Origin of the sequence: Hymenobacter arizonensis (assembly GCF_900115775.1) — a bacterium.
GTDB lineage: Bacteria > Bacteroidota > Bacteroidia > Cytophagales > Hymenobacteraceae > Hymenobacter > Hymenobacter arizonensis.
Genome location: NZ_FOXS01000002.1, coordinates 1,110,738 through 1,134,416, shown reverse-complemented (window position 1 = coordinate 1,134,416; position 23,679 = coordinate 1,110,738). Strand labels below are relative to the sequence as shown.

The 23,679-nt window shown below is 55.9% G+C and carries 23 protein-coding genes; 10 read left to right on the top strand and 13 right to left on the bottom strand.

Going from position 1 to position 23,679, the window contains the following annotated elements; all coding sequences use genetic code 11:
- Positions 1 to 18 precede the first annotated feature (18 nt).
- The 4 genes from BMZ66_RS11190 to BMZ66_RS11175 all read right to left on the bottom strand — a co-directional run bounded on the left by BMZ66_RS11190 (position 19) and on the right by BMZ66_RS11175 (position 6,229).
- The gene (locus BMZ66_RS11190; RefSeq protein WP_092672550.1) at positions 19 to 1,206 is read right to left on the bottom strand and encodes an acetyl-CoA C-acyltransferase; all 1,188 of its coding nucleotides are present in this window, start codon (positions 1,204 to 1,206) and stop codon (positions 19 to 21) included.
- 122 nt (positions 1,207 to 1,328) lie between these two features.
- Positions 1,329 to 3,737, bottom strand: coding sequence for a 3-hydroxyacyl-CoA dehydrogenase/enoyl-CoA hydratase family protein (locus BMZ66_RS11185; RefSeq protein ID WP_092672547.1), 2,409 nt, complete (start codon positions 3,735 to 3,737; stop codon positions 1,329 to 1,331).
- Positions 3,738 to 3,795: 58 nt separating this feature from the next.
- Entirely contained in the window at positions 3,796 to 4,272 is a 477-nt protein-coding gene (locus BMZ66_RS11180) for a MarR family winged helix-turn-helix transcriptional regulator (protein ID WP_092672544.1), read from the bottom strand.
- Positions 4,273 to 4,450: 178 nt separating this feature from the next.
- Positions 4,451 to 6,229, bottom strand: a complete 1,779-nt coding sequence (locus BMZ66_RS11175; RefSeq protein WP_092672541.1) for an AMP-dependent synthetase/ligase — start codon at positions 6,227 to 6,229, stop codon at positions 4,451 to 4,453.
- A 197-nt stretch (positions 6,230 to 6,426) separates the two neighbouring features.
- Between BMZ66_RS11175 and BMZ66_RS11170 the strand changes: the two genes are divergently transcribed.
- The 4 genes from BMZ66_RS11170 (at position 6,427) to BMZ66_RS11155 (ending at position 9,346) form a co-directional block, all read left to right on the top strand.
- On the top strand, positions 6,427 to 7,584 hold the full coding sequence (locus tag BMZ66_RS11170) for an arginase family protein (RefSeq protein ID WP_092672538.1): 1,158 nt from the start codon (positions 6,427 to 6,429) through the stop codon (positions 7,582 to 7,584).
- A 13-nt stretch (positions 7,585 to 7,597) separates the two neighbouring features.
- Positions 7,598 to 7,843 (top strand): cytochrome b5 domain-containing protein, encoded by a 246-nt coding sequence (locus tag BMZ66_RS11165; RefSeq protein WP_092672535.1) that lies wholly within the window; start codon positions 7,598 to 7,600, stop codon positions 7,841 to 7,843.
- A gap of 10 nt (positions 7,844 to 7,853) precedes the next feature.
- A complete protein-coding gene (gene murQ / locus BMZ66_RS11160; protein WP_092672532.1) occupies positions 7,854 to 8,648 on the top strand; it encodes an N-acetylmuramic acid 6-phosphate etherase in 795 nt (264 codons plus the stop codon).
- 107 nt (positions 8,649 to 8,755) lie between these two features.
- Entirely contained in the window at positions 8,756 to 9,346 is a 591-nt protein-coding gene (locus BMZ66_RS11155) for a hypothetical protein (protein ID WP_092672530.1), read from the top strand.
- A gap of 50 nt (positions 9,347 to 9,396) precedes the next feature.
- Here BMZ66_RS11155 and BMZ66_RS11150 read toward each other — a convergent pair whose 3' ends face one another.
- From BMZ66_RS11150 to era, 3 genes are all read right to left on the bottom strand, one after another.
- On the bottom strand, positions 9,397 to 9,627 hold the full coding sequence (locus tag BMZ66_RS11150; RefSeq protein WP_092672527.1) for a hypothetical protein: 231 nt from the start codon (positions 9,625 to 9,627) through the stop codon (positions 9,397 to 9,399).
- Between the two features lie 169 nt (positions 9,628 to 9,796).
- Positions 9,797 to 11,125: a ribosome biogenesis GTPase Der gene (gene der / locus BMZ66_RS11145; RefSeq protein WP_092672524.1), complete on the bottom strand. Its 1,329-nt coding sequence runs from the start codon at positions 11,123 to 11,125 to the stop codon at positions 9,797 to 9,799.
- A 176-nt stretch (positions 11,126 to 11,301) separates the two neighbouring features.
- Positions 11,302 to 12,198, bottom strand: a complete 897-nt coding sequence (gene era, locus BMZ66_RS11140) for a GTPase Era (protein WP_092672521.1) — start codon at positions 12,196 to 12,198, stop codon at positions 11,302 to 11,304.
- Positions 12,199 to 12,435: 237 nt separating this feature from the next.
- Here era and hemH point away from each other — a divergent pair, with 237 nt between their 5' ends.
- Entirely contained in the window at positions 12,436 to 13,527 is a 1,092-nt protein-coding gene (gene hemH, locus BMZ66_RS11135; protein ID WP_092673073.1) for a ferrochelatase, read from the top strand.
- Between the two features lie 2 nt (positions 13,528 to 13,529).
- On the opposite strand, the gene BMZ66_RS11130 is transcribed toward hemH, so the two are convergent.
- The 6 genes from BMZ66_RS11130 to glmM all read right to left on the bottom strand — a co-directional run bounded on the left by BMZ66_RS11130 (position 13,530) and on the right by glmM (position 19,300).
- On the bottom strand, positions 13,530 to 14,180 hold the full coding sequence (locus tag BMZ66_RS11130; RefSeq protein ID WP_092672518.1) for a hypothetical protein: 651 nt from the start codon (positions 14,178 to 14,180) through the stop codon (positions 13,530 to 13,532).
- A 127-nt stretch (positions 14,181 to 14,307) separates the two neighbouring features.
- Positions 14,308 to 14,754: a PRC-barrel domain-containing protein gene (locus BMZ66_RS11125; protein ID WP_092672515.1), complete on the bottom strand. Its 447-nt coding sequence runs from the start codon at positions 14,752 to 14,754 to the stop codon at positions 14,308 to 14,310.
- Between the two features lie 89 nt (positions 14,755 to 14,843).
- Positions 14,844 to 15,488 carry a hypothetical protein gene (locus tag BMZ66_RS11120; RefSeq protein ID WP_092672512.1) on the bottom strand — a complete coding sequence of 215 codons (645 nt, stop codon included), beginning with the start codon at positions 15,486 to 15,488 and terminating at the stop codon, positions 14,844 to 14,846.
- A 182-nt stretch (positions 15,489 to 15,670) separates the two neighbouring features.
- The gene (locus tag BMZ66_RS11115) at positions 15,671 to 16,354 is read right to left on the bottom strand and encodes a ferritin-like domain-containing protein (RefSeq protein WP_092672509.1); all 684 of its coding nucleotides are present in this window, start codon (positions 16,352 to 16,354) and stop codon (positions 15,671 to 15,673) included.
- Positions 16,355 to 16,576: 222 nt separating this feature from the next.
- A complete protein-coding gene (locus tag BMZ66_RS11110; protein WP_092672506.1) occupies positions 16,577 to 17,746 on the bottom strand; it encodes a cysteine desulfurase family protein in 1,170 nt (389 codons plus the stop codon).
- Positions 17,747 to 17,902: 156 nt separating this feature from the next.
- Complete coding sequence (gene glmM, locus BMZ66_RS11105) at positions 17,903 to 19,300, bottom strand: phosphoglucosamine mutase (RefSeq protein WP_092673070.1); 1,398 nt, start codon at positions 19,298 to 19,300, stop codon at positions 17,903 to 17,905.
- Between the two features lie 73 nt (positions 19,301 to 19,373).
- On the opposite strand from glmM, the gene mazG reads away from it, so the two are divergent.
- From mazG to BMZ66_RS11080, 5 genes are all read left to right on the top strand, one after another.
- On the top strand, positions 19,374 to 20,231 hold the full coding sequence (gene mazG / locus BMZ66_RS11100) for a nucleoside triphosphate pyrophosphohydrolase (protein WP_092672503.1): 858 nt from the start codon (positions 19,374 to 19,376) through the stop codon (positions 20,229 to 20,231).
- A gap of 270 nt (positions 20,232 to 20,501) precedes the next feature.
- Positions 20,502 to 21,395 (top strand): MotA/TolQ/ExbB proton channel family protein, encoded by an 894-nt coding sequence (locus tag BMZ66_RS11095; protein ID WP_439645762.1) that lies wholly within the window; start codon positions 20,502 to 20,504, stop codon positions 21,393 to 21,395.
- An 85-nt stretch (positions 21,396 to 21,480) separates the two neighbouring features.
- Positions 21,481 to 22,113, top strand: a complete 633-nt coding sequence (locus tag BMZ66_RS11090) for an ExbD/TolR family protein (RefSeq protein WP_092672500.1) — start codon at positions 21,481 to 21,483, stop codon at positions 22,111 to 22,113.
- 54 nt (positions 22,114 to 22,167) lie between these two features.
- Entirely contained in the window at positions 22,168 to 22,719 is a 552-nt protein-coding gene (locus BMZ66_RS11085; RefSeq protein WP_092672497.1) for an ExbD/TolR family protein, read from the top strand.
- A complete protein-coding gene (locus BMZ66_RS11080) occupies positions 22,716 to 23,546 on the top strand; it encodes an energy transducer TonB (protein WP_234795061.1) in 831 nt (276 codons plus the stop codon). Before BMZ66_RS11085 ends, BMZ66_RS11080 begins: the two co-directional genes overlap by 4 nt.
- Positions 23,547 to 23,679: the final 133 nt, after the last annotated feature.

The window sequence follows — 23,679 nt, the reverse complement described above, 5'->3', positions numbered from 1 at the left end:
TATAGCAGCACTTGTGAATTACTTCAGCAACTCGTAAATGCCAGCCACGCCCTGGCCCCCACCTACGCAGGCGGTTACCATGCCGTACTTCTGGCCACGGCCGCGCAACTCATCAAACAATTGGATGGAGAGCTTGGCGCCCGAGCAGCCCAGCGGGTGGCCCAAGGCAATAGCGCCGCCGTTCACGTTCAGCTTGTCCGGGTTCATGCCCAGTTCGCGCATCACGGCGATGGACTGCGAAGCAAAAGCCTCGTTCATCTCAATCAAATCAATGTCGTCGAGCTTCATGCCGGCTTGCTTCAAAGCTTTCGGCACGGCTTTCACCGGCCCCATGCCCATGATGCGGGGGTCCACACCCTCAGTGGCATAAGTCACCATGCGGGCAATGGGCTCCAGGTTCAGTTCCTTCACCATGCGCTCCGACATCACGAGTACGAAGGCCGCGCCATCGGAAGTCTGCGACGAGTTGCCAGCCGTTACGCTGCCATTGGCGGCGAACACGGGACGCAGGCGTGCCAAGGCCTCTACCGAAGTATCAGCGCGCGGGCCTTCGTCGGTATCCACCACGAAAGAGCGGTTTTTCTTCTTGCCAGTGGCCTGGTCAACGTAGGTCTCCTCTACCGTAATGGGCAGAATCTGGCTCTTAAACTTGCCTTCCTGAATAGCCTTCACGGCCTTCTGGTGCGAGGCGTAGGCAAACTGGTCCTGGTCTTCGCGGCTGATTTTGTACTCCTGCGCCACGGCTTCGGCCGTCAGGCCCATACCGAGGTAGTACTGCGGATACTTGGTGGCCAGGTTGTAATTGGGCACCGTTTTCCAGCCTACAGTGGGCACCATGCTCATGTTCTCAGCGCCGCCGGCAATGATGCAGTCGGCCATGCCGCCGCTGATGCGGTTCACGGCCATGGCAATGGTTTCCACGCCCGAGCCGCAATAGCGGTTCACTACCATGCCCGATACGTTCATGGGCAGGGAGAGCAGCGAAATCATGCGGCCGATTTGCAGGCCTTGCTCGGCCTCGGGCACGGCGTTGCCCACAATCACGTCGTCGACGCGGGCCGGGTCAAGAGCCGGCACGGAGGCCACAAGGTGCTTGATAATTTCCGCCGCGAGGTCGTCGGTGCGGGTAAAGCGGAAACCGCCGCGGGGCGCTTTGGCCACGGCCGTGCGGTAGCCGGCAACGATATATGCTGTGTTGTTAGACATTTAGTTTTGATTGTCATCCTGAGCGCAGCGAAGGACCTTATCACGCTCGCGCCACTTGGTTTATGAAAAGCTAACAAAAGCAGCCGTGATAAGATGCTTCCTTCGTCAGCATGACAAATTGATTAGTTACGCAGCGGCTTGCCGGTAGTCAGGATGCTCTGAATCCGCTCCAGCGTCTTGCGTTCACCGCAGAGGCTGAGGAAGGCTTCGCGCTCCAGGTCCAGCAGGTACTGCTCGCTCACCTCGGTGGGGGCGCTCAGGTCGCCACCGCACATGATGAAGGCCAGCTTGTCGGCAATTTTCTGGTCGTGCTCCGAGATGTAGCGGCCTTCTTTCATGGCGTACACACCCGTCTTGAACATGGCCAGCGCGCCTTTGCCGTGCACCTTAATGTTGGTTTTCTGTACCGGCTGGGTATAGCCGGCATCGGCCAAGTCAATGGCAGCTGCTTTGGCCTGGGCAATCACGCGGTTGCTGTTCACCACAATCTCATCGCCCCGGCGCATGAAGCCCAAGTCGAATGCTTCGGCTGCGGAGGTTGAAACCTTGGCCGTGCTGATGGTGACAAACGTGTTCCGAATCAGATTGAGCTCAGGCTCGCCCTCCTCGTACTTGGCGGCCGTGCGCAAGGTCATTTCTTTGGTGCCGCCACCGGCCGGAATCAGGCCAACGCCGAATTCCACCAGGCCCATGTAGGTTTCGGCGGCAGCCACCACGAGGTCGCAGTGCAGGTTGACTTCGCAGCCACCACCCAGCGCGAGGCCGTGCGGCGCACCCACTACCGGTATGCTGCTGTAGCGCATGCGCATCATGGCATTCTGGAACTGCGCAATCATCATGTTCAGCTCGTCGAACTCCTGCTCGAGCGCCTGCATGTACACCAGCCCCAGGTTGGCACCGGCCGAGAACTGCGCCCCGTCGTTGCCAATCACCAGGCCGCGGTAGCCGGCTTCGGCCATATCGATGCCCTTCAGCAAGCCCTGGATTACATCCTGGCCCAGCGAGTTCATCTTGGAGTGGAACTCTACGTTCAGGATGCCATCGCCGAGGTCGATAACCGAAGCGCCGGCATTTTTCCACAGCACCTTACCGGTGGTGCGCAGGTTGTCGAGGATGATGAAGTTCTCAACACCGCGGATGGGCTGGTAGCTCTTCGACTCCACGTCGTAGTATTCCTTCACCCCGGCCTCGTTCACTTTGTAGAACGTGGTGTGGCCAGCGGCCAGCATCTCGGTAACCCAGACAGCCGGCTCTTTGCCTTCGGCCTGCATCAGCTCTACGCCTTTCTGCACGCCCAGAGCGTCCCAAGTTTCGAACGGACCCATTTCCCAGCCGAAACCGGCGCGGAGGGCGTCGTCAATCTTATAAAGCGCGTCGGTGATTTCGGGAATGCGGTTGGTCACGTAGGCGAACAGGCTGCCAAAGCTCTTGCGATAGAACTCGCCGGCCTTGTCCTTGCCTGTCACCAACATCGCGAAGCGCGGCGCCAAGGCGTCCATGGTTTTGGTCAGCTCCAGCGTGGCAAATTTCACCTTGGCGCTCGGCTTGTATTCCAGCGTGTTCAGGTCCAGCGCTTGGATTTCCGACTTACCGCCTTCGCCTTTGACCTTCTTGTAGAAGCCCTGGCCGGTTTTGTCGCCGAGCCACTTGTTCTCGCCCATTTTCTTGAGGAACTCGGGCAGCGCGAATACGTCTTTGGCTTCGTCGTTTGGCAGGCCCTGCGCCAGGCCGTTGGCCACGTTCATCAGCGTATCCAAACCTACCACGTCCGAGGTACGGAAGGTAGCCGACTTGGCGTGGCCAATCACTGGGCCGGTGAGCTTATCCACTTCTTCCACCGTCAGGCCCAGCTCCTGCATAATGCGCAGCACGTCCATAATGGCGAACACACCCACGCGGTTGGCGATGAAAGCCGGAGTGTCTTTAGCGAGTACCGTGGTTTTACCCAAATACAGGTCACCGTAGTGCATCAGGAAATCCACGATGGCGGCGTCGGTATCCGGCGTCGGGATGATTTCGAGCAGCTTCAGGTAGCGCGGCGGGTTGAAAAAGTGCGTGCCGCAGAAATGCTTCTTAAAGTCGTCGGAGCGGCCCTCCGTCATCAGGTGAATCGGAATGCCGCTGGTGTTGCTGGTGATTAGGGTGCCGGGCTTGCGGAACTTCTCCACGCGCTCAAACAGGCCCTTTTTGATATCGAGGCGCTCAACCACTACCTCAATGGTCCAGTCGCAGCCGGCAATGTCCTTGAGGTTGTCGTCGAAGTTGCCGGTTTTGATGCGGCTGGCGTCGGCTTTGCGGTAGAGTGGCGAGGGGTTGGAAACGATTGCAGCTTGCAGGGCAGCGTTGACAATGCGGTTGCGCACGGCTGGGGCCTCCAGCTTCAAGCCTTTTTTCTCTTCATCGGGCAGCAGCTCTTTGGGAGCTATGTCGAGCAGCAGCACCTGCACGCCAATGTTGGCGAAGTGGCAGGCAATGCGTGAACCCATGACGCCGGAGCCCAGCACGGCAACTTTCTTGATAGTTCGATTCATCCTCGGGTGGGGGAATTAGTGGGAAAGTGATGTATTGGTGTAAGAGAGAACGGCTTACTTAGGCCGATGCTTCGTGCCGTAACGGCTTCAATTCAAAGCCCTCAAAGAGGCCTTTGCTTTCAATCATGCTGGTAATCTGGGCCGTCACCTTAAAAAAGGTATCGAGCTGACTCTGCGGTATCTTCTCGCGAATCTTCAGGTTGAAGTGCCGCACCGTCTGGCGCGAAACCTCTTTTTTCTCCAGTCCCAGCGGCGTCAGGAAGATGCGCACCGAGCGCTTGTCCACCGAATCGGCCTGCTTATAGATGAGGCCTTTTTCTTCCATGCTCCGCAGAATGCGCGTCAGGCTACGGGTTTCGAGGCCAAGCAGGGGCGCAATTTTGGTGGCCGGCGTACCTTTCTCCTGGTCGATGTTCAACAGTACGAACCCGATGCTGGTCGTGATGTCGTTCTGCGCCGCCTGGGTATTATACATCCGCGAAATGGCGTGCCAGGCCACTTTAATATTGTAATCGACGGTTTCTTCGGGTTTCATATAGGAGATGTAAGTGCGGTAAACTTACGAATAATTTGTTAGGCTTGCATACTAGTTTCCATTTAAAAAAGTTGAGCAACCCAAACGTAGTTCAGGTTGCCCAACTTTTGGTTTATACGCAAGAACTCCTGCGGCAAGGTCGCAATCAGCCTTTGCCTAGTTTTGTCATTGCCTAGAATTACCGCTTCTCGGTTTGGCGGTACAGGCTTTCAATAATGCCTTTGTTGTTCTCCGAAATAATCTTGCGCTTCACCTTCATGGTAGGCGTCATTTCGCCGGTTTCCACAGTCCAGAGCTCAGGCAGCAACACAAAGCGCTTTACCTGCTCCCATTGCGCGAAGCTCTTATTGTATTTCTTCACCAAGTCGTCGTAGAGCTGCACGATTTTTTCGTTTTTGATGAGCTCCTCGTTGGAAGCGTCCGGCATATCATTACGCTTGCACCAGCCGCGGAGGTCGGCAAAAGAGGGGATGATAAGCGCCGAAGGAAACTTCTGGTCGGCGCCCACCACCATGGCCTGCTCCACCAAGGGGTCTTCTTTGAGCTTGCCTTCAATCACCTGCGGGGCAATGTACTTGCCGCCCGAGGTCTTGAACATCTCTTTCTTTCGGTCGGTAATTTTCAGGTACTTGCCGTTCACCAGCTCGCCGATGTCGCCGGTGTGGAACCAGCCTTCTTCGTCGAATTCCTTGGCGGTCAGGTCGGGCTTGTTGTAGTAGCCCTTCATTACAGAGGCCGATTTGGTGAGAATCTCACCATCGGGAGCAATTTTCACTTGCACACCTTGCACCACCGGGCCCACGGTGCCAATCATGTTGTTCTCCTTCTGATAACCGCCCACGGCAATAACGGGCGATGTCTCAGTGAGGCCGTAGCCCTCCATCACGGGGATGCCTGCGGCCCAGAACACGCGGGCCAGGCGCGGCTGCAAAGCTCCGCCGCCCGACACGATGCAGCGCAGCTGGCCACCCAGGGCCTCGCGCCACTTGTTGAAAATAATCTTGTTGGCCAGGGCCAATTGGGTATTGTACACGAAGCCCTGGTCTTTTTGGGTATCGAACTTCAGGCCCAGGTCCAGCGCCCAGAAAAACAGGCTCTTCTTCACGCCCTCCTGCTCGTGGCCTTTGGCTACGATTTTATCATACACCTTCTCCAGCAACCGGGGCACGGTGGTGAAAATCTGCGGCTTCACCTCGCGCAGGTTGTCGGCAATTACCTCCATGTTCTCGGCATAGTAAATACTTACTCCGTTAATCATGTAGAGGTAGGTCACCATGCGCTCAAAAATGTGGCAGAGCGGCAGGAAACTCAGTGCTTTATCTTCTTTGGAAACCGGTACGGCGGGCTGCGAGCTGCGGCAGTTGCTCAGAATGTTATCATGCGTGAGCATCACGCCTTTGGGGCTGCCGGTGGTGCCGCTGGTGTAAATGAGGGTGAGCAGGTCGTCGGACTGCACGGCAGCTTTTAGCGGCTCGAGGTCGGCAACATTGCCCTTTTTGCCCAGCTCCAGTAGCTCGCTAAAGTGGCGGGTGCCTGGCAGGCGGTCGAACGAGAAAATGTTGTCGGCAGGAATATCGAGACCGGCCGTGGCCTCCTTCACCTTGTCCAGCAGCTTTTCGTCGGACACGACTATGGCGCGCACGCCGGCATCGGCAAAGATGTATTTGTAGTCTTCGACGGTGATGCTGGGGTACATGGGCACGCTCACGGCGCCAATTTGCGAGATGCCGAAATCGGTTAGCATCCACTCGGGGCGGTTCATGCTGATGATGGCCACTTTATCGCCGCGCTTCAGGCCGAGAGACGTCAGCCCCAGGCTCACGAGGTTGGCCTGGTCCTGCACTTGCTGGGTACTCGTGGGCACCCACTGGCCGTCAATCTTGGCGGCAAATGCGTCCGACTTGGGCGAATTGGCTAGTTGATGGGCCAGTATATCGAAGGTGCGACGAACGTCCATGGGGTGGGTTTTATTAGGCGTGCAGAGTGAAATTCAGCTTAAATAAAGAGCTTTTTTTTTCGCCGTGCTATAGTTCTGCAGGCGAAACCATAACATACGGTGGGTAGCAAAAATCCGGGCAGTAGTCAAAACGCCCAAAAAGCCCGTGTATACGGGCTTTTCCTGTGTAATTTTGGGCACTTGCCTTTCCGCTCCCAATGAATCTGGCCCTGTTTTTTGACCCGTTGCCGGATACGCTGACCGCCGCTGTACCCGCGCCCACCACGCTAGCCGCCTACGCCACCCGCTTCACCGAAACCTTCCCCGACTGGCGCAACGCCGACCTTGCCCTCATCGGCCTCGATGAATGGCGCGGCAGCGCCGCCGGCCCGCCCAACCCCAACCGCCACGGCGCCAACGAGGTGCGCCAACGCTTCTACCAGCTGCAGAAAGGCACCGGCACCGTGCGTTTCGTGGACCTTGGCAACTTGCGCCCCGGCCTCACCCTGGAAGACACCTACCAGCGCCTGCGCGAAATCATTGGGGCCTTGCTGGAAGAAAACACCGTGCCCGTGCTGCTCGGCGGCAGCCACGACCTCGACTACGGTCAGTTTCTGGCCTATGAATCCCAGGACCGCGCCATCTGCTTCGCGGTGGTGGATGCCCGGCCCGACATGGCCGAGCCCGGCCCCGGCACCCCACCCGAGGAAAGCCACCTGCGCCGCTTGTTGGTGCACGAGCCCAACTTCGTATTCAGCCTAGCCCACCTTGGCCATCAGCAGTACCTCACCCCGCCCGAAGTATTAGTAGCCCTCGAAAAGCTGCACTTCGAAACCATGAGCGTGGGCGAATTGCGAACCGACCGCCGTTTGGCCGAGCCGCTCATTCGCCAGGCGGAATTCCTGAGCGTGGACATTGCCGCCCTGCGCTGGCAGGACGCCCCGGGCTACTATCCCGCCAACCCCTTCGGCCTCGGCAACGAGGACGCGACCCAACTCTGCTGGTACGCCGGCCACAACGAACAGCTCAGTTCCCTGGGCCTCTACGGCTATCGCGCCGACCTGGACCCGCACGGCATGGCCGCGGCTACGCTGGCTACCATGCTGTGGTACTTCGTGGAAGGCTTCTACCACCGCCGCCCCGAAACTGGCTTTGGCACCTTTCGCTTCCTCACCTACACGGTGGTGCTGCCGGGCAACCCCGACAAGCTGGTATTCTACAAATCGCGCCGCGCCGACAAGTGGTGGATGGAAGTTGAGCGCCTCGGCGATAACTCGGTGAAGCGCGTGGTGCCCTGCACCTATGAAGACTACCTAAACGCCTCGCAAGGCGACCTGCCCCAGCGCTGGATTCGGCTGCAGGCGTTGCTGGGCTAGGCATAATGTTCCAGTGGCACCAAACGACCTCCCCTCCTACACCCGCAACCAGCTTGCCCTGCGCAACGGCCAAGACCGCGACGAAATCTGGGTAGCCTATCAGGGTCAGATATATGACGTGAGCCGCTCGCGCCTGTGGCAGCGCGGCCACCATTACGAACACTGGGCTGGTCAGGACCTGACAACGGAGCTTGACAAAGACGCTCCTCACAACGCCAACGTGTTTGACAATTTCCCTGTCATAGGTTTGTTGAAATAATCCTCCCCGTATGACCACCGAATCTCCCTCCGAGTACAACCACCTCGAAACCCTGGCCACCGCCGATATTTTGGCCGGTATGAACCAGCTCGACCACACGGTGCCGCAAACTGTGGCTAAGGCCCTGCCCCAAATCGAGCAGTTGGTTGAGGCAACGGTGGCACGGCTGCAGGCCGGGGGGCGGTTGTTTTACATCGGGGCGGGCACCAGTGGGCGCCTGGGCGTGGTCGACGCCTCGGAATGCCCGCCCACTTTTGGCGTGCCCGCCGAGCTGGTGGTCGGCATCATGGCCGGCGGCGATTCGGCCATTCGCGTGGCAGTAGAGGGCGCCGAAGACGACGCCGAGCAAGCCTGGGAAGATTTGCAGGCCCACGGCATCAGCGCCAAAGACGTGCTGGTGGGGATTGCCGCCTCGGGCCGGACGCCTTACGTGGTAGGCGGGCTGACTAAGGCCCGGGCAGCAGGCGTGGCTACGGGCTGCGTGGTGTGCAACGCTGGCTCAGCCGTAGCCGCTGCCTCCGAGTTTCCGGTAGAGGTAGTTACCGGGCCGGAATTTCTGACCGGGAGCACCCGCCTCAAGGCCGGCTCGGCTCAAAAAATGGTGCTCAACATGCTCACTACTGCCACCTTCATCCGCCTGGGCTACGTGAAGGGCAACAAGATGGTCGACATGAAGCTATCCAACATCAAACTCGTAGAGCGCGGCGAACGAATGCTGATGGATGAGTTAGGAATCGGCGAGGAGGAAGCTGCACAGTTGCTGAAGCAACACGGCAGTGTGCGAGCGGCGCTGATGGCCCGGTAGCAGCGCACGCTTCGGCTTGTGTCTCATGCGGTTATTTTTTCCTTCGAACGATTCAGGTTTTTTGGCGTTTCTAGGTAGGCACAAGCCAAAGCAAGTGCCTCTGACCTATGCATACCATCGAGCCCCATTACAACTGGATTGACCAGTATTCCGCTTCCGAAGACCCGCGGTCGCCGCTGTTCGAAGCGGAGAACAGCTTGGAGTCTTACACCAATACCATTTACGGCTACTACATTCATCCGCAGTGGGACAGCCTGGGGTCCGACACCCTGTTTTTCAAGATTCTCTTCGCTGATTACGAAGACGGCGTGGCCGTGCTTGAGTTCATCGGCGAGTGGAACGACGCCATCGAAAACGACATCATGGAGCTTAAGCGCAACATCATCGATGTGCTCATCCACGAAGGCATCCGGAAGTTTATTCTCGTGGGCGAAAACGTGTTCAACTTCCACGGCTCCGACGACGACTACTATGAAGAATGGTACGAAGACGTGGAAGACGGCTGGATTGCGGGCATTAACTTTCAAGAGCACGTGCAGCGCGAAATGCACCAATATAACGTCGATAACTATGTCAACTTCGGCGGTCAACTCGACGATTTGCCGTGGCGCACCTACGAGCCGCGCCGCCTATTTGAAGTAGTAGACGGCTTACTCAACCGCCGGCTAGGTTCGCCCGAGACCACCATCGAGCAATAAAAAAGCCTCGCCGTTACCGGCGAGGCTTTTTTGTCTTAGTTGGCTAAGAACTACTTCTTAACTTCCTCAGCAGGAGTCTCGGTAGCAGGAGCCATTTTGTCGGCACCTTCTTCCATAGCGTCAGCTTTAGCATCGGCGTTCTCGGTGAGCGAGTCAGCCTTCATTTCGGCGTTGTCACGCACGTTTTCAGCCTGCTGCTCTACAGCCTCTTCTTTCTTGCTTTCGCAAGCGGTGAACGAAAACGAAGCAGCAGCCAGGGCGAGGAACAATACTTTTTTCATCTTGATGTTGTGTTAAATGGGGTGAGTTTCAGTTTTAGAATGACGGCTAGCACGAAGCAAATCATCAAATTCGAGGCTTTATACCCGAGCCTATAGAAGGTAACCCACCCCTCAAAACTTTTTTCACAAAACCAGGAGAGACCGCCGTTGCCCGTCAGCCCGCAGCCACTTACTTTTTGCGGAACACAATGCCAATGGGCACGCCTTTAAAGTCGAAATGCTCGCGCATCCGATTCTCGAGGTAGCGGGTGTAGTTGGCCTGCACGTACTGCGGTAGGTTGCAGAAGAACGCAAACACCGGGTTGTGCGTGGGCAATTGCGTCACATACTTGATGCGAATCATCTTGCCTTTCAGTGCCGGCGGGCCGTACTTCTCAATCTCCTTCAGCATGACATCGTTCAGCTGCGAGGTCGGGATTTTGCGACGCTTGTTGTGGAACACCTCCACAGCCGTTTCAATGGCTTTGTGCACCCGCTGCTTGTTGAGCACCGAAACGAAAATGACTGGGATGTACGCAATGGGCGCAATCTTTTCCAAGATTTTCGCCTCGAAATCCTTGGCGGTGTTGGTTTCTTTATTTTCTACCAAGTCCCACTTATTCACCAGAATAACGATGCCTTTGCGGTTCTTATCGGCCAGGGTGATGATGTTCACGTCCTGGGCCTCAATGCCGCGGCTGGCGTCGAGCATCACGATGCAGACGTCGCATTCCTCCAACGCACGCAGGCTGCGCATGTTGGCGTAGAACTCGATGTCTTCGCTCACCTTGGCCTTGCGGCGCAAGCCGGCCGTGTCGACCAGGATAAACTCGTTGCCGAAGGCGTTGTAGCGGGCCGAAATTGAGTCGCGGGTGGTGCCGGCAATGTCGGTTACAATGCTGCGGTCTTCGCCCAGCAACAGGTTTACCAGGCTGGACTTGCCCACGTTGGGGCGGCCCACCACGGCAATGCGCGGAATTTCTGACTCGGGCTCTTCAATGCCCGGGTCGTCGAAGTGGCTCACCACGGCGTCGAGCAGTTCGCCGGTGCCATGGCCGTTCTGGCTGCTGATGGCGTAGATTTCGCCATCGCCCAGGCCGAGGGAATAGAACTCGCCCACGCCGTTGGCGCGCAGGTTCGTATCGGCCTTGTTGGCCACCATGTAAATGGGCTTTTTGCCCATGTAGCGGCGTAGCACGTGAGCGAACTCTTCGTCCAGACCGTGCACGCCAGCATCGGCGTCTACCATGAAGAGCACCACATCGGCTTCTTCAATGGCCAGCTTCACCTGCTTGTTGATTTCTCCTTCGAAAATATCTTCCGAATTGTGGACGTAGCCACCCGTGTCAATCACGGTGAAGTTCTTTCCAATCCAGTCGCCGTAGCCGTAATGGCGGTCGCGGGTTACGCCGCTCTCGTTGTCCATAATGGCCTTGCGCTGGCCCACGAGGCGGTTGAATAGCGTGGATTTGCCCACATTGGGCCGCCCCACGATGGCGATGGTGTTCTGCTTAGACATGTTGTGTGGCCCCAGCCGCCGACCCGACCTAGATTCGACAGTGCCCGGGGTTATTTAAATAAAAGATGGTCGGTAGTATTTTTAGGGTAAGAGGGTAGGTGGGTGTGAGGGGAGAAGTTTGTAGTTGAATTGTAACAACTCCTACCCTCACACCCACCTACCCTCTTACCCTTGTTTTATTGGTACCCAAACCGGCTCAAGGCCTTGGGGTCCGTACGCCAGTTCTCGTTGACTTTGACGTGAAGCTCCAGAAACACTTTCTTCTGGAAGAACTTCTCCATCTCCTCGCGGGCCCAGGTGCCTACTTTCTTCAGCGCCGCGCCGCCCGCGCCGATGATAATGCCCTTTTGGCTGCTCCGCTCTACATAGATAATGCCGCGGATATGGATAATAGTTTCCTCTTCTTTGAATTCCTCAATGGCTACTTCGCAGCTGTAGGGAATTTCCTTTTTATAAAGCTTAAAGATTTTCTCGCGCACCATTTCGGCGGCGAAGAAACGCTCCGGCTTATCGGTTAGCTCATCTTTGGGGTAATACTCGGGGTGAACGGGCAGACGCTCGAGCACCAGTTGCAACACGCCCTCAGTGCCAAAGGCATTGAGAGCCGAGATGGGCAATACTTCGGCGGCGTTGGGCAGCTGCTCTTTCCAGTAAGCTAATTTGGCTTCTACTTCAGCCTGGTCGGCCTGGTCGATTTTGTTGACGAGCAGGATGATGGGCGTGTCCACCATTTTGCGCAGGCGCTCTACCACGGGCTCCTCGTCGTGCTTCTCGTAAATGTCCGTGACGAACAGCACCACGTCGGCGTCTTCCAGCGAGGAGTACACAAACGACATCATGGCGTTGTGCAGCTCGTACTTGGGCTGAATGATGCCGGGCGTATCGGAGTAAATCAGCTGAAAATCTTCGCCATTGAGAATTCCCAGGATGCGGTGGCGGGTGGTTTGGGCCTTGCTCGTAACGATGCTGAGCCGCTCGCCCACCAGCGCATTCATCAGCGTGGACTTGCCAACGTTGGGCTTGCCGATGATGCTCACGAAGCCGGCGCGGTGGGGTTTAGTTTCGGGGTTCACGATGGATGGGTTTGATAATCAGGGCCGCAAAGGTACGAATTTTGAAGGGCAAAAGCTACCGCTACTGCAAGTGGGGTGGAAGGCGACGCTGCTGCTAGTCGTGTGAAACGCCACTTCGGCGCCCTACTTGGCTGCGCGGACCCTGGTTTTGCCCCAGCCACCGAAACTAAGCCGCTACCCAAGTGGTTGCTTAGCCTCCTGCCAATAGTCCGCGCGTTGCTGCTGAACTTTGCCCCGATGAATACTTTTCCTTCCACCTCCGATACTGCTGCGCCGACACCGGCTGCGGCGGCCGCCACCATTACGGCCCGCCGCATCGGCGTTTTACTCGTCAACCTGGGCACGCCCGATTCGCCTAACACGCCCGACGTGCGCCGCTACCTGAATGAGTTTCTTACCGACGGGCGCGTGGTTGACATGCCGGCTGCCATTCGCTACCCGCTGTTTCAGGGGCTAGTGGTGCCGCTGCGGGCCCCCAAGTCAGCTAAAATTTACAAGGAGCTGTGGACCGAGCGGGGCTCGCCGCTGCTGTTCCACGGGCTCGATTTGAAGGAGAAGGTACAGGCCGCGCTGGGGTCCGATTATGTAGTGGCTTTCGGCATGCGCTACCAAAATCCCAGCATTGCCAGTGCTCTAGAAGAACTACGTGTAGCGGCCGTGGAGCGCATCGTGGTGTTGCCACTATTTCCGCAGTACGCGTCGGCCAGCACGGGCTCGGTGCAGGAAAAGGTGATGGACATTGTGAAGGAATGGTGGGTAGTGCCCAGTATCAACTTCATCAGCCAGTTTGCTACTGAGCCGGGCTTCATCGCCACTATTGCTGCGCGGGGCCGGGCTGAAATGGAAAAGCACCACTACGAGCACGTGGTGTTTAGCTACCACGGCATTCCAGAGCGCCACGTCAAGAAAGGTGACCCTACCAACTACTGTCGCTTCGGCAGCTGCTGCGACACGCTAACTGACCAAAACCAGTATTGCTACCGCGCTCAGTGCTTTGCCACATCGCGTCTGGTGGCAGCCGAGCTCGGCCTCTCGCCCGACCAATACACCGTGGCGTTCCAGAGCCGCCTGCAAAGCCGATTGCGCGACCCGTGGCTGCAGCCTTACACCGACGAAGCCTTGAAGGAGTTCCCAGCAAAAGGAATCAAGAATGTGCTGGCTTTCAGTCCAGCCTTTGTGGCCGACTGCTTGGAAACCACCATTGAAGTTGGCGAGGAATTCAAGGAATTATTCGAGGAATCAGGTGGGGGCCACTGGCAACTGGTGCCTTCGTTGAACTCCGAGCCACAGTGGGTAGACGCCGTGGCGTCTATGATTCGGCGAAACTAGCGCTACAGGGCGCTACGGTTGCTGAGCAGAAAGTGGATGCCCACTTGCCCTACGAATGGAGGCATATCGCCAATGGCTGTAGGCTTGTTCAAGTATCCTTGCGCCCCAAAGGAACCGGAAAGCATGAGCCACCGCGACAGTTGGTAGCTGTGCTGAGCCGAGACCTGCACAAAAGCAGCTTGGCGCCCCGCATAGTTAATGTTTTGGGTGGGGCCACCGGTGGAATCGGTTCGCAGCAGCGTGAATCGGTGATAATAGGCCCGCCCAAACCGGACGCCGATGCCCCACGTTTTACGATTGTCTAGCAACAACACTGTCGGCTGAACATAGGCATAGGAATAGCGCAGGTTATAATCCGAACTAACTATTGGACCAGTGCTGTCAAAGCCTCCCCCACCCGCTGATTTACCGCTCCCGTAGGCGGCACCGGTATGCATTCCCAATCGCCAAAAGCCGTTGGGTGAGTTGTAATAGTAGCCCACGCCCAGGTCGGCAGAACGAAACTTATTAACGTCCCTCAACAAGCCATACTGCAGCAAAGAAGTATGCACAATCAGCTTATCGGTAAGTTGGTAGCCTGCCTTCAGTTCAGTGCCGTTTAGCCCCGTAGCCAAAGCTGCTTCGCCCTGCCCTTTGTCACGAATGACTGGCATATATGGGGCATGGGGCGCCATTGTTACGGCACAACCCGATAGGACCCCTACCCCACAGAAAAATAATAAAAATTGCTTCATGGAAGCAAGAGTCACTTACTGCGTATAAGGTTGCTAAAGCAGGAAATTAAACACGTCTGCGATAGAATGCCGCTGCGTCGTAGGAGTCCCGCTCATAAAACTGGTCACTTTCGCTGACTGTGTTTATGCCCAAGGCCCGAAGCATGGCTTCTTCATAATCGCGGGTAATCTGGATTTCGCTGTAGGGCGGGTAGTTCAATACGGTTTCCCCATTTAGCGCGGGCACAAACACGTTGTCGCCATCGGTATCGAGCGAGGCCACACCAATGGGCAGCAGAATATGATTTTCGTGCTGGCCACGTTTAAATCGCGCATCAAGTTCTACGTCCAGGTAGCGCACTTTCAGGGCGGCGGGCTCTACAATTAACTCGTGCACTTGGCCCAGCGCATGGCCGTCGCCACCGCGCACGGCCCAGCCGCGCACGTCGGGGTTGCCGTCGGCTACTTCAAACTCAGTTAGGTCGCGCAGGCGGCGCAGCAAAGGGGTTTCCATAAGAAATATTAGTTCTTTATTGTTGCGTGGTTAGGCGTGTCTAGCTAGCAATGTGCTACCGGCTAGTAGCTGCTGCCACTCATGCGAAGCTACCGGGCGGGTTCGCTCATGGCACTCACTGCCTCGGCGGCCTGGGTCAAAAACTGCTTGTTCTGCTGCTGGTCGGCGGCGGTGGCGCTGCGACCCGACATCTGGCCTGCCAAACTCACCAAGTCATTGGCCCGGCTTTCCAATTCTGGATACGCCTTCTGCTGCATCACCCGAATAAGCCCAGCGGCAGCGATGAATCCGGGGCGCAGGCTGGCCGTCGACTCGCCCAAGCGGTTGGTAGCGCTGGTCAAGTTGTCGCGCTGTTCTGTGATGGCGGGGTCGCGCAGGTCGTCGCGGTCGGCCAATGCCACCAGCGTGCCGGTCAGTTGCTGCAAGCCCGTCACGGCATACTCGGGAGCAGTAGGGTCGGTCGCGGCATGAGTTGCTAGCGAGGCAGCGGTAAATTCTCCGGCCTCTTCCTGTGTATCAACCGTGGAAGGAACCCGGGTATCGTCGGTAGGAGCTCCGGGAGGCGGGCCCGTGGGGGTGGTTTCTATACCGGATGCAGCGGTGGGGGTGCGCTCATCGGTGGGGTCAGCCCGCAGGAAGAAATAGGCGGCTACCGCTGCGGCCAAAACAGCCAGCAGCACGAGAATCCACGGACTAGGTGCCGATTTTTTACGTTGAATATTGATGTCAGCCATGTAGTAATGAATTATAGCCACGTTCTACGAAACCCGGCGAAAAGTAGCTATTGAGCAGTGATGACGCTTTGCCGTTTTTCCGCGTTGTCCTTGGCGGCCAAGGCGTCCATTGAATATAAAAAGCCCCACCCGGCATGGCCGACAATCAGCCACGCCCGGTGGGGCTTATTAAATAGGTGTACCTATTGTTTGTCCTTGAGGCTTTTCAGCTCATGGTAAGTCTTCTGCGACTGCGCGTACTGGCGGTCTACGGCTTGGCGCATCACGCCGGTCAGCGTATCATCGTTCAAAGCTTCTTCGTACGCTTTGATAGCCCATTCTTCCCCGTAGATATTGGAGCCAAGAATAGCTTTCTCGTCGTTGCCGGTGAGGGCGGCTTTGGCATCCATCCAGGCGCGGTAGAATTTGCCTTTCACGGTGGTGCTGGTCTGGCGTGCGCCACCTTCTTGGCTCAGGTAGGCATTGAGTTGGTTGGCAAACTGCTGGCTCTGAGTCACCAATTGCTGGTAATAACCGCGCAGTTTGGTATCCTGGCTTTCGTCTACGGCGCGCTTGTAACCTTCAATGCGGTCGTTGACGAAGTACAGCAGCTCATTCAGCGTAGCTGACTGGCCGGCGCGGCCACCTTTGTTGCGGCGGGCCAGCAGGGTGGCTCCTACGAGCAGTGCAGCGCCGCCCACTACTTTTTGGGTGGTGCTGAGTTTATTGAAGCTGGTGCTAGTTTGGTTGCCTACTTTTTTGAGGGATGCAGGCACCTGGCCCAAAAGTTGGCCCACGTTGCCCTGCTTAAGCCACTGTTGGGCTTGGCTGATGAAAGATTTAGCAGACCCTGCGTTAGCAGGCGAAGGTGATTGGGGCTGGTTCATTAGTGAATAGAGGAAAATAGTGAAACCTGCCTAGGCTTACGCATATTAAGCATGCATGTTAGGAGGAGCTTGATTAATAAGCTTTATTCATCGCTCCTGCAGCGCGCCACCTATTCCTCCTCAGCTCCGCTTTATTTTCTTTCACTCATTAAGCATCAGCCTCCGATGCCTAGGGCACGCCACCCTCAGCTGGGCCGTTACCAGAATCACATTCTCCTGCTTTTAAACCGCTACCGGCCGATACAGCTTGGCTAATTGCGCTACCGCGTAGTCTACTTCGGCGGCGGTGTTCATTTTACTCATTGAGAAGCGCACCGTAGCGCGGTCGGGGTCGCAGCCCAGGGCCTCGAGTACGTGCGAGCCTGCCTGCGCCCCGCTGGTACACGCCGAGCCCCCCGAAGCCGCCACTTTGCTGATGTCAAGGTTGAACAGCAGCATTTCGCTTATGGGCGAAGGCGGTAAGCTCACGCTCAGTACCGTGTATAGGCTTTTGTCGGCCACGGCAGAACAACCATTGAACTGCACGTCCTCAATCTCAGCCCGCAGCTTCGTGATGAACTGGTCTTTGAGCCCTTGCACGTGGGCCTGGTGCGCGGCCAAATCCCGCACCGCAATTTCCAGGGCTTTGGCCAGCCCCACTATTCCGTACACATTCTCGGTGCCCGAGCGCACGTTGCGCTCCTGCGAGCCCCCATGAATAAGCGGGCTCACCTGCAAACCGCTACGGGTATACAGAAAGCCCACACCCTTTGGGCCATGGAACTTATGCGCCGACCCCACCAGAAAATGGTTTTTCAGCTTCTGCACGTCGTGCCGGTAGTGGCCCATCGTCTGCACCGTGTCGGTATGGAACACGGCATCAAACTGAGCACAAATGTCCCCGATGGCCTCAACGTTATTCAGGTTACCGATTTCATTGTTGGCGTGCATCAGGCTCACGAACGTGCGCGACTGTGCCGCGAGCAATTCTTCCAGATGTCCCAAGTCAAGATTTCCCTGGGCATCGTGCCTTATATAATGCAGCTGTATTTCGCCAGCCTTGGCCATGGCCTGCAGCGGGTGCAGCACGGCATGGTGCTCAAGCGGCGAAGTAATAGCGTGTTTCAGCCCCAAAGTTCGAATGCTCCCAAAAGCAGCATAATTATCGGCCTCGGTGCCCCCGCTGGTGAACGTAATTTCTGCTGGAGCTGCCCCCACCAGATGAGCTACCGTCTTGCGCGCATTTTCGATGGCAGCCCGTACCTGTCGGCCCGGGCCGTGCAGGCTGCTCGGGTTGCCGTAGTGCTGGCTGAGAAAGGGCAGCATGGCTTCCAGCACCTCGGGGTCGAGGGGCGTGGTAGCTGCATTGTCAAAATAAGCGAAGGCGGGAGCAGAAGAGGCGGGGTTGGTCATATAATGAGGGTAAGAACAGAAGATGCCGAACGTGGGTGCGTCCGGCAATTCTGAGGTATCGTTATACAAACGTCGGACATTTGGCCGAAACCAACCCTAGCCCTGAGCTTTAAGCAGCTAGTGGGCAGGATGCCTCGTTGCGGCGGCTGGCAAGCGCTATGCCTTAACCGCAATAATCTCTTTTATGTCGCCGATGATTTTTTGAGCCAGGTAGTCGGCCGTAGCGTTCGAATCAGACTCGGCGTAGATTCGGATAATCGGCTCGGTGTTCGATTTGCGCAAATGCACCCACTCTTTGTCAAATTCGATTTTCACGCCATCAATCGTATTCACGGGCTGCTTGGCGTAGCGCTTCTCCATCTTCACCAGTACATCGTCGGTGTTGATTTCCGCAGTTAGTTCAATCTTATTCTTCGAAATAAAATAGCTGGGGTACGAGCTACGCAGCCGACTCATATTGAGTCCAGACTTGGCCAAATGCGTCAGGAAAAGCGCAATGCCTACTAAAGCATCGCGGCCGTAGTGCAGTTCGGGATAGATAATGCCGCCATTGCCTTCGCCGCCAATCACCGCGTTGGTTTCCTTCATTTTGGTCACCACGTTCACCTCGCCTACTGCAGCGGCGGCATACTGGCCGCCGGCCTTTTCGGTCACATCGCGCAGGGCGCGGGTGCTGCTCAGGTTGCTCACGGTATTGCCGCCGCCAAGCTGCTTCAGCACGTAGTCGGCCACGGCCACCAGCGTATACTCCTCGCCGAACATCTCCCCGTTTTCGCTCACTAGCGCAAGGCGGTCCACGTCTGGGTCTACCACTATGCCGAGGTCGAAGCCACCTTTTTCCAGCACCTTGGCTATGTCGCGCAAGTGTTCGGGCAGGGGCTCGGGGTTGTGAGCAAAGTCGCCGGTCGGCTCGCAGTGCAGCTTCTCAATGGTGGTCACGCCCAGGGCTTCCAGCAATTGCGGCACGGCGAATCCTCCCGAAGAATTCACGGCATCGACCACCACCCGGAAGTTGCGGGCCCGAATGGCTTCCACATCAACCAGCGGCAAGGCCAGGATGGCTTTGATGTGCTTCTTCAAAAACGTAGCATCGACGGTGTACTGCCCAAGCTTATTGACTGTCGCAAACTCGAAGTCTTCACTTTCAGCAAAAGCCAGCACCTGCTGCCCATCGGTGTCGGAGATAAACTCGCCGTGGGCATTCAGCAGTTTCAGGGCATTCCACTGCTTGGGATTGTGAGAAGCCGTCAGAATAATACCCCCCGCAGCCTTTTTGGCGGGAACCGCCATTTCCACTGTCGGTGTTGTGCTCAGCCCAAGGTCGCACACGTCTAGCCCCAGACCTTGCAGCGTGGCTGCCACCAGGCGGCTAACCATCTCACCTGAAATGCGGGCATCGCGGCCAATGATGATGAGCTTGCTGTCAACAGCTTGCGTCTTCACCCAGGTACCATAGGCAGCGGCGTACTTCACCACATCGAGAGGAGTCAGGCCTTGCCCAACTGGTCCGCCAATGGTGCCGCGAATGCCGGAAATTGATTTTATAAGAGTCACGGGGTAGAGTTTTTGAAAGTGCAAATTTAGGCATTGGCAGCCGGTTGCCGATGCCTCATTTATCTTTGGAATAATGGAAAATACCCCGATTGTCTCTAGCGCTCTGCTTACCAGTGCTCGCCGGCCAGCGCAGCTCGAAGCATTTGGACGCTTGCTCGATGTTCTCGACCGTTTGCGCACCGAATGCCCTTGGGATAAAAAGCAAACGCTCCAGACCCTACGCCACCTCACCATAGAGGAGACCTATGAAATCAGCGATGCCATCTTGCGCGATGATTTAACGGACCTGAAAAAGGAACTTGGCGATGTCATGCTGCATTTGATATTCTATGCCCGCATCGCGGCAGAGCAAGGAGCCTTCGACATTGCCGACGTGCTTAACGCCCAGTGCGAAAAGCTGATTTATCGTCACCCCCACATCTATGGCGATGCGCAAGCGGATGACGAGGAAACCGTAAAACGCAATTGGGAACAGCTCAAACTGAAAGAAAAAGGCAATACCAACGGCGTTCTTGGCGGCGTGCCTACTTCCCTTCCGGCTCTGGTGAAAGCCATGCGCATACAAGAGAAGGCCCGGGGCGCAGGCTTCGACTGGGAACAGCCCGAGCAGGTTTGGGAAAAGGTGAAAGAAGAATTAGGTGAATTTGGCGACGAATACAGCCACGGCCAGCCCGAGAAAATGAACCCTGAGAAGGCCGCCGATGAATTTGGTGATTTACTATTTTCACTCGTCAACTTTGCCCGCTTTGCCGGCATCAACCCCGAAGAAGCACTAGAGCGCACCAACCGCAAGTTTATCAGCCGGTTTCAGTACCTAGAGTCGGCCGCAGCCACCAATGGCGAACGCCTTGCTGACCTCACTTTAGCCGAGATGGATGTGTACTGGGAACAGGCAAAAAAGCATCCAACCCAACCCAAGCAGGGCATTTAGCGTTGTCGCACTTCTACCACATTTTCACTTCCTTTCTATTGGCTCCGGCCAAGTTTTCTTTGGTCGGCCCGTGCTTTTTGGTTAGGTTTGCCCAACTAAGACAGCTTGGTGAGTAGATTGAGCTTCGGTAAGTGCTATTTTAGTCCTTTACAACTCGGGATTATCGATTGTTATTTTTGCCGCAGCTTGGCTTCTAACCAAGTTTTTGCTCTTTCTTTACCCCCACACAATTCAACTACTTCACTCAACAACCCCAAACAATCCAGAACAATGGAACAGAAAAATGCCATGAATACGAGCCCACGGCCCGCCGCAACGGCCGCCAAAGCCGAAGCCCAAAGCAGCGGTGGTGCCTCGCTGTTCTCCATCCTGGTTATTATCTTGGCCTACGTTGTCAGCTTACTCGTTTACAAATTCGTATTCGGTGACCCAAGCCACTTCCAAGGTGGTAACAATGCAAACAACCCAGTGTCCGGTGATTACCTTGGCATTGTATATAAAGGTGGCCCTGTAGTACCCGTACTGATGTCGATGCTCCTGATGGTTATCACCTTCTCTATCGAGCGGATGTTGACCATTGGTAAGGCCAAAGGCAGCAAAAGCATCGAGTCGTTTGTACGCACCGTGCGCCAGAAGCTGAACGCCAACGACATCAACGGTGCCCTCGCTGCCTGCGACCAGCAGAAAGGCTCGGTTGCCAACGTAGTAAAAGCCGGTTTGCTGAAATACAACGAGATGTCGCGTGAAACCAACATGGGCACCGACCAGCGTGTACTTGCCATCCAGAAGGAAATCGAAGAGAGCACCGCTCTCGAGTTGCCCATGCTGGAGAAGAACTTGGTTATCATCTCCACCTTGGCTTCTATCGCCACGCTGACGGGTCTGCTCGGTACTGTATTCGGTATGATTAACGCCTTCGCCGCACTGGCGCAGGCCGGTAGCCCTGACGCAGTAGCACTGGCAAACGGTATTTCGGAAGCCCTTATCAACACGGCTCTCGGTATCGGTACTTCGGCCCTAGCCATTGTAGCCTATAACTACTTCACTAGCAAAATTGACGAGTTGACTTACAGCATCGATGAAGCTGGTTTCAGCATTATCCAGACCTTTGCTAGCCAGCACGGCAACAATGCAAACGCCGGCCAGCCGGTGCGTACGGTTTAATTCCGTCTTTCATTGATGCACTAAAATGCGGGGCGGTTCGTTCAGGATATTAGAACGAATCGCCCCCTTTTAACCCCACCTCGCAATGCCTAAAGTAAAACCGCACCGTACCTCGCCGTCGCTCGACATGACGCCGATGGTGGACCTGGCCTTCTTGCTGGTGACGTTCTTCATGCTCACCACCAAGTTTGCTCCCGAAGAAACGGTGGTAGTGGACACGCCATCTTCTATTTCGGAGATAAGATTGCCCGAAAGCAATATCATTACCTTAACCATCGATGCCAAAAAACGGGTGTTTTTTGGAGTTGATGATACCAAAACCAAGATTCAGGCGTTGCAAAAGGTAGCTGCCAAATACGGCGTTAACTTCACTGCAGCTCAAGCCAAGGAGTTTGGTAACTTGCCCAACTTCGGCCTTCCCATCAACCAGCTTGGGTCTTACCTCAATGTGGAAAAGGAAGACCGTAAGCAGTTGAATGCACAGCAGCCCGGTATTCCGATTGATTCGCTCAACAATCAGCTGATTGACTGGGTAATGGAAGCCCGTCGGGCCAACCAAGCCATTTTCAAGAAGCCTACCTACATCGCCATCAAGGGCGATGGCAACGCCGACGTCCCCACGGTGCAGCAAGTAATCAAGCTTCTGCAAGAGCGCGACATCAACCGTTTTAACCTCATCACGGACTTGGAGAATAAGCCCGTAGCCGCTGCTCAATAATCCTGAGCAGACCGTGCGAACCTATTTTCGAGCCCATTCACTTAATTAAATCCCATGGCAGAAATTCAAGGAAAAGCCGATTCCGGTGGGAAAGGTGGGAAAAAACGGGCCAAAAAAATGTCGACTCGCATCGACATGACACCGATGGTGGACTTGGCCTTTCTGCTGCTCACCTTTTTCATGCTGACCACCACCTTCGCCAAGCCCACCGTGATGCAGCTCACGATGCCGGTGAAGAAAACCGACGACGTGGAGGATACCAAAATCAAGGCTTCGCAAGCCATGACCATCCTTCTCGGCAAGGAAGACAAAGCTTACTACTACTTCGGCCTTAACACTCCGAATGACCCTACCGTACCGAAAGTTGAGTTGAAGGTAACCGACTACTCAGCCAACGGCATCCGTAAGGTTATTTTGGACCGCCAACGGGAAGCTGGCGGCTCCGAAGAACGTGCCCCCATCATCCTCATCAAACCCACTGAGGACGCCAAGTACAGGAACATGGTGGACATTCTGGACGAGATGAATATCACGAACCAGAAGAAATACGCGCTGGTGAAGGTACCCAAAGAAGACGTGGACCTTATTAAAGAAGCAGCCTTATGATGGATAACGCGCAAATTTCGAAGGCCAGCTTAAATGATATCATTTTTGAGGGCCGCAACAAGGCATACGGTGCCTACGTGTTGCGCCGCCTGTATCAGCGGCACGTAACCCGGGCGCTGATAATTGCCACCTCGATTTTCTTGCTGCTGATTTCTTTTCCTCTTATCTCGGCATATCTGAAAGCCAGACAGCCTAAAGAAGAAAAGAAAAACCTGCAGGAAAACGTGCTCATGGACGCTCCTCCCTTGGACGACACCAAGCCGCCACCCCCTCCGCCGCCACCCGAGGCGCCACCACCCCCTCCCCCCAAGCTGAGCACCGTTAAATTCACTCCTCCGGTAGTGAAAAAAGACGAGGAAGTGAAGAAGCAGGAGGTGCCGGACCAAGAAGAGCTGAAGGAAAAGACTGTAGCTACCGTGACCGTACAAGGAAACACGAACGCTCCGGACTTGACCGAGCTTGCTAGCGGCGAAGGCGACAAAGTAGTTGAAGCCGTTGTGGAGAACAAGGTTTACACCTACGTGGAGCAAATGCCGGAACTGCCCGGCGGTGGTGGCAACGCCGCTATCGTGGCAGCCATCCAGAAAGCCAGCAAATACCCTCCGCTGGCACTCCGCAACCAAGTTGAAGGCCGCATCTTCGTAAGCTTCACCGTGAATGCTCAAGGCGAAGTATCAGATGTAAAAGTGGTAAAAGGACTGGGCTCCGGCTTGGACGAGGAAACGATTCGGGCCGTAAAGACCCTGCCCCGTTTTAACCCCGGTAAGCAGAATGGCCGTGCAGTAAGTGTATCATTTACTGTTCCGATTACCTTCAAAATTCAGTAAGTCTTTGTTCTGCTTTTTGTCAGAATGATTAAGAACCCCGAATTGAGCTGCGGCTTGGTTCGGGGTTTTTTAATAGGCTCCACCTATTGACTGAAGTAGTGGCTATGCCTACATACTATTGAGCATCGCTGCT

Bases quoted from the DNA above. Each gene is read 5' to 3' on its own strand.
- BMZ66_RS11130 (WP_092672518.1), bottom strand. From the start codon at position 14,180: ATGCCAGTCATTCGTGACAAAGGGCAGGGCGAAGCAGCTTTGGCTACG.
- BMZ66_RS11080 (WP_234795061.1), top strand. From the start codon at position 22,716: ATGATGGATAACGCGCAAATTTCGAAGGCCAGCTTAAATGATATCATT.
- BMZ66_RS11110 (WP_092672506.1), bottom strand. From the start codon at position 17,746: ATGACCAACCCCGCCTCTTCTGCTCCCGCCTTCGCTTATTTTGACAAT.
- BMZ66_RS11125 (WP_092672515.1), bottom strand. From the start codon at position 14,754: ATGGAAACCCCTTTGCTGCGCCGCCTGCGCGACCTAACTGAGTTTGAA.
- BMZ66_RS11150 (WP_092672527.1), bottom strand. From the start codon at position 9,627: ATGAAAAAAGTATTGTTCCTCGCCCTGGCTGCTGCTTCGTTTTCGTTC.
- mazG (WP_092672503.1), top strand. From the start codon at position 19,374: ATGGAAAATACCCCGATTGTCTCTAGCGCTCTGCTTACCAGTGCTCGC.
- BMZ66_RS11090 (WP_092672500.1), top strand. From the start codon at position 21,481: ATGCCTAAAGTAAAACCGCACCGTACCTCGCCGTCGCTCGACATGACG.
- BMZ66_RS11190 (WP_092672550.1), bottom strand. From the start codon at position 1,206: ATGTCTAACAACACAGCATATATCGTTGCCGGCTACCGCACGGCCGTG.
- BMZ66_RS11175 (WP_092672541.1), bottom strand. From the start codon at position 6,229: ATGGACGTTCGTCGCACCTTCGATATACTGGCCCATCAACTAGCCAAT.
- BMZ66_RS11170 (WP_092672538.1), top strand. From the start codon at position 6,427: ATGAATCTGGCCCTGTTTTTTGACCCGTTGCCGGATACGCTGACCGCC.
- hemH (WP_092673073.1), top strand. From the start codon at position 12,436: ATGAATACTTTTCCTTCCACCTCCGATACTGCTGCGCCGACACCGGCT.
- BMZ66_RS11180 (WP_092672544.1), bottom strand. From the start codon at position 4,272: ATGAAACCCGAAGAAACCGTCGATTACAATATTAAAGTGGCCTGGCAC.
- BMZ66_RS11185 (WP_092672547.1), bottom strand. From the start codon at position 3,737: ATGAATCGAACTATCAAGAAAGTTGCCGTGCTGGGCTCCGGCGTCATG.
- murQ (WP_092672532.1), top strand. From the start codon at position 7,854: ATGACCACCGAATCTCCCTCCGAGTACAACCACCTCGAAACCCTGGCC.
- BMZ66_RS11095 (WP_439645762.1), top strand. From the start codon at position 20,502: ATGGAACAGAAAAATGCCATGAATACGAGCCCACGGCCCGCCGCAACG.
- der (WP_092672524.1), bottom strand. From the start codon at position 11,125: ATGTCTAAGCAGAACACCATCGCCATCGTGGGGCGGCCCAATGTGGGC.
- BMZ66_RS11120 (WP_092672512.1), bottom strand. From the start codon at position 15,488: ATGGCTGACATCAATATTCAACGTAAAAAATCGGCACCTAGTCCGTGG.
- BMZ66_RS11085 (WP_092672497.1), top strand. From the start codon at position 22,168: ATGGCAGAAATTCAAGGAAAAGCCGATTCCGGTGGGAAAGGTGGGAAA.
- BMZ66_RS11115 (WP_092672509.1), bottom strand. From the start codon at position 16,354: ATGAACCAGCCCCAATCACCTTCGCCTGCTAACGCAGGGTCTGCTAAA.
- BMZ66_RS11155 (WP_092672530.1), top strand. From the start codon at position 8,756: ATGCATACCATCGAGCCCCATTACAACTGGATTGACCAGTATTCCGCT.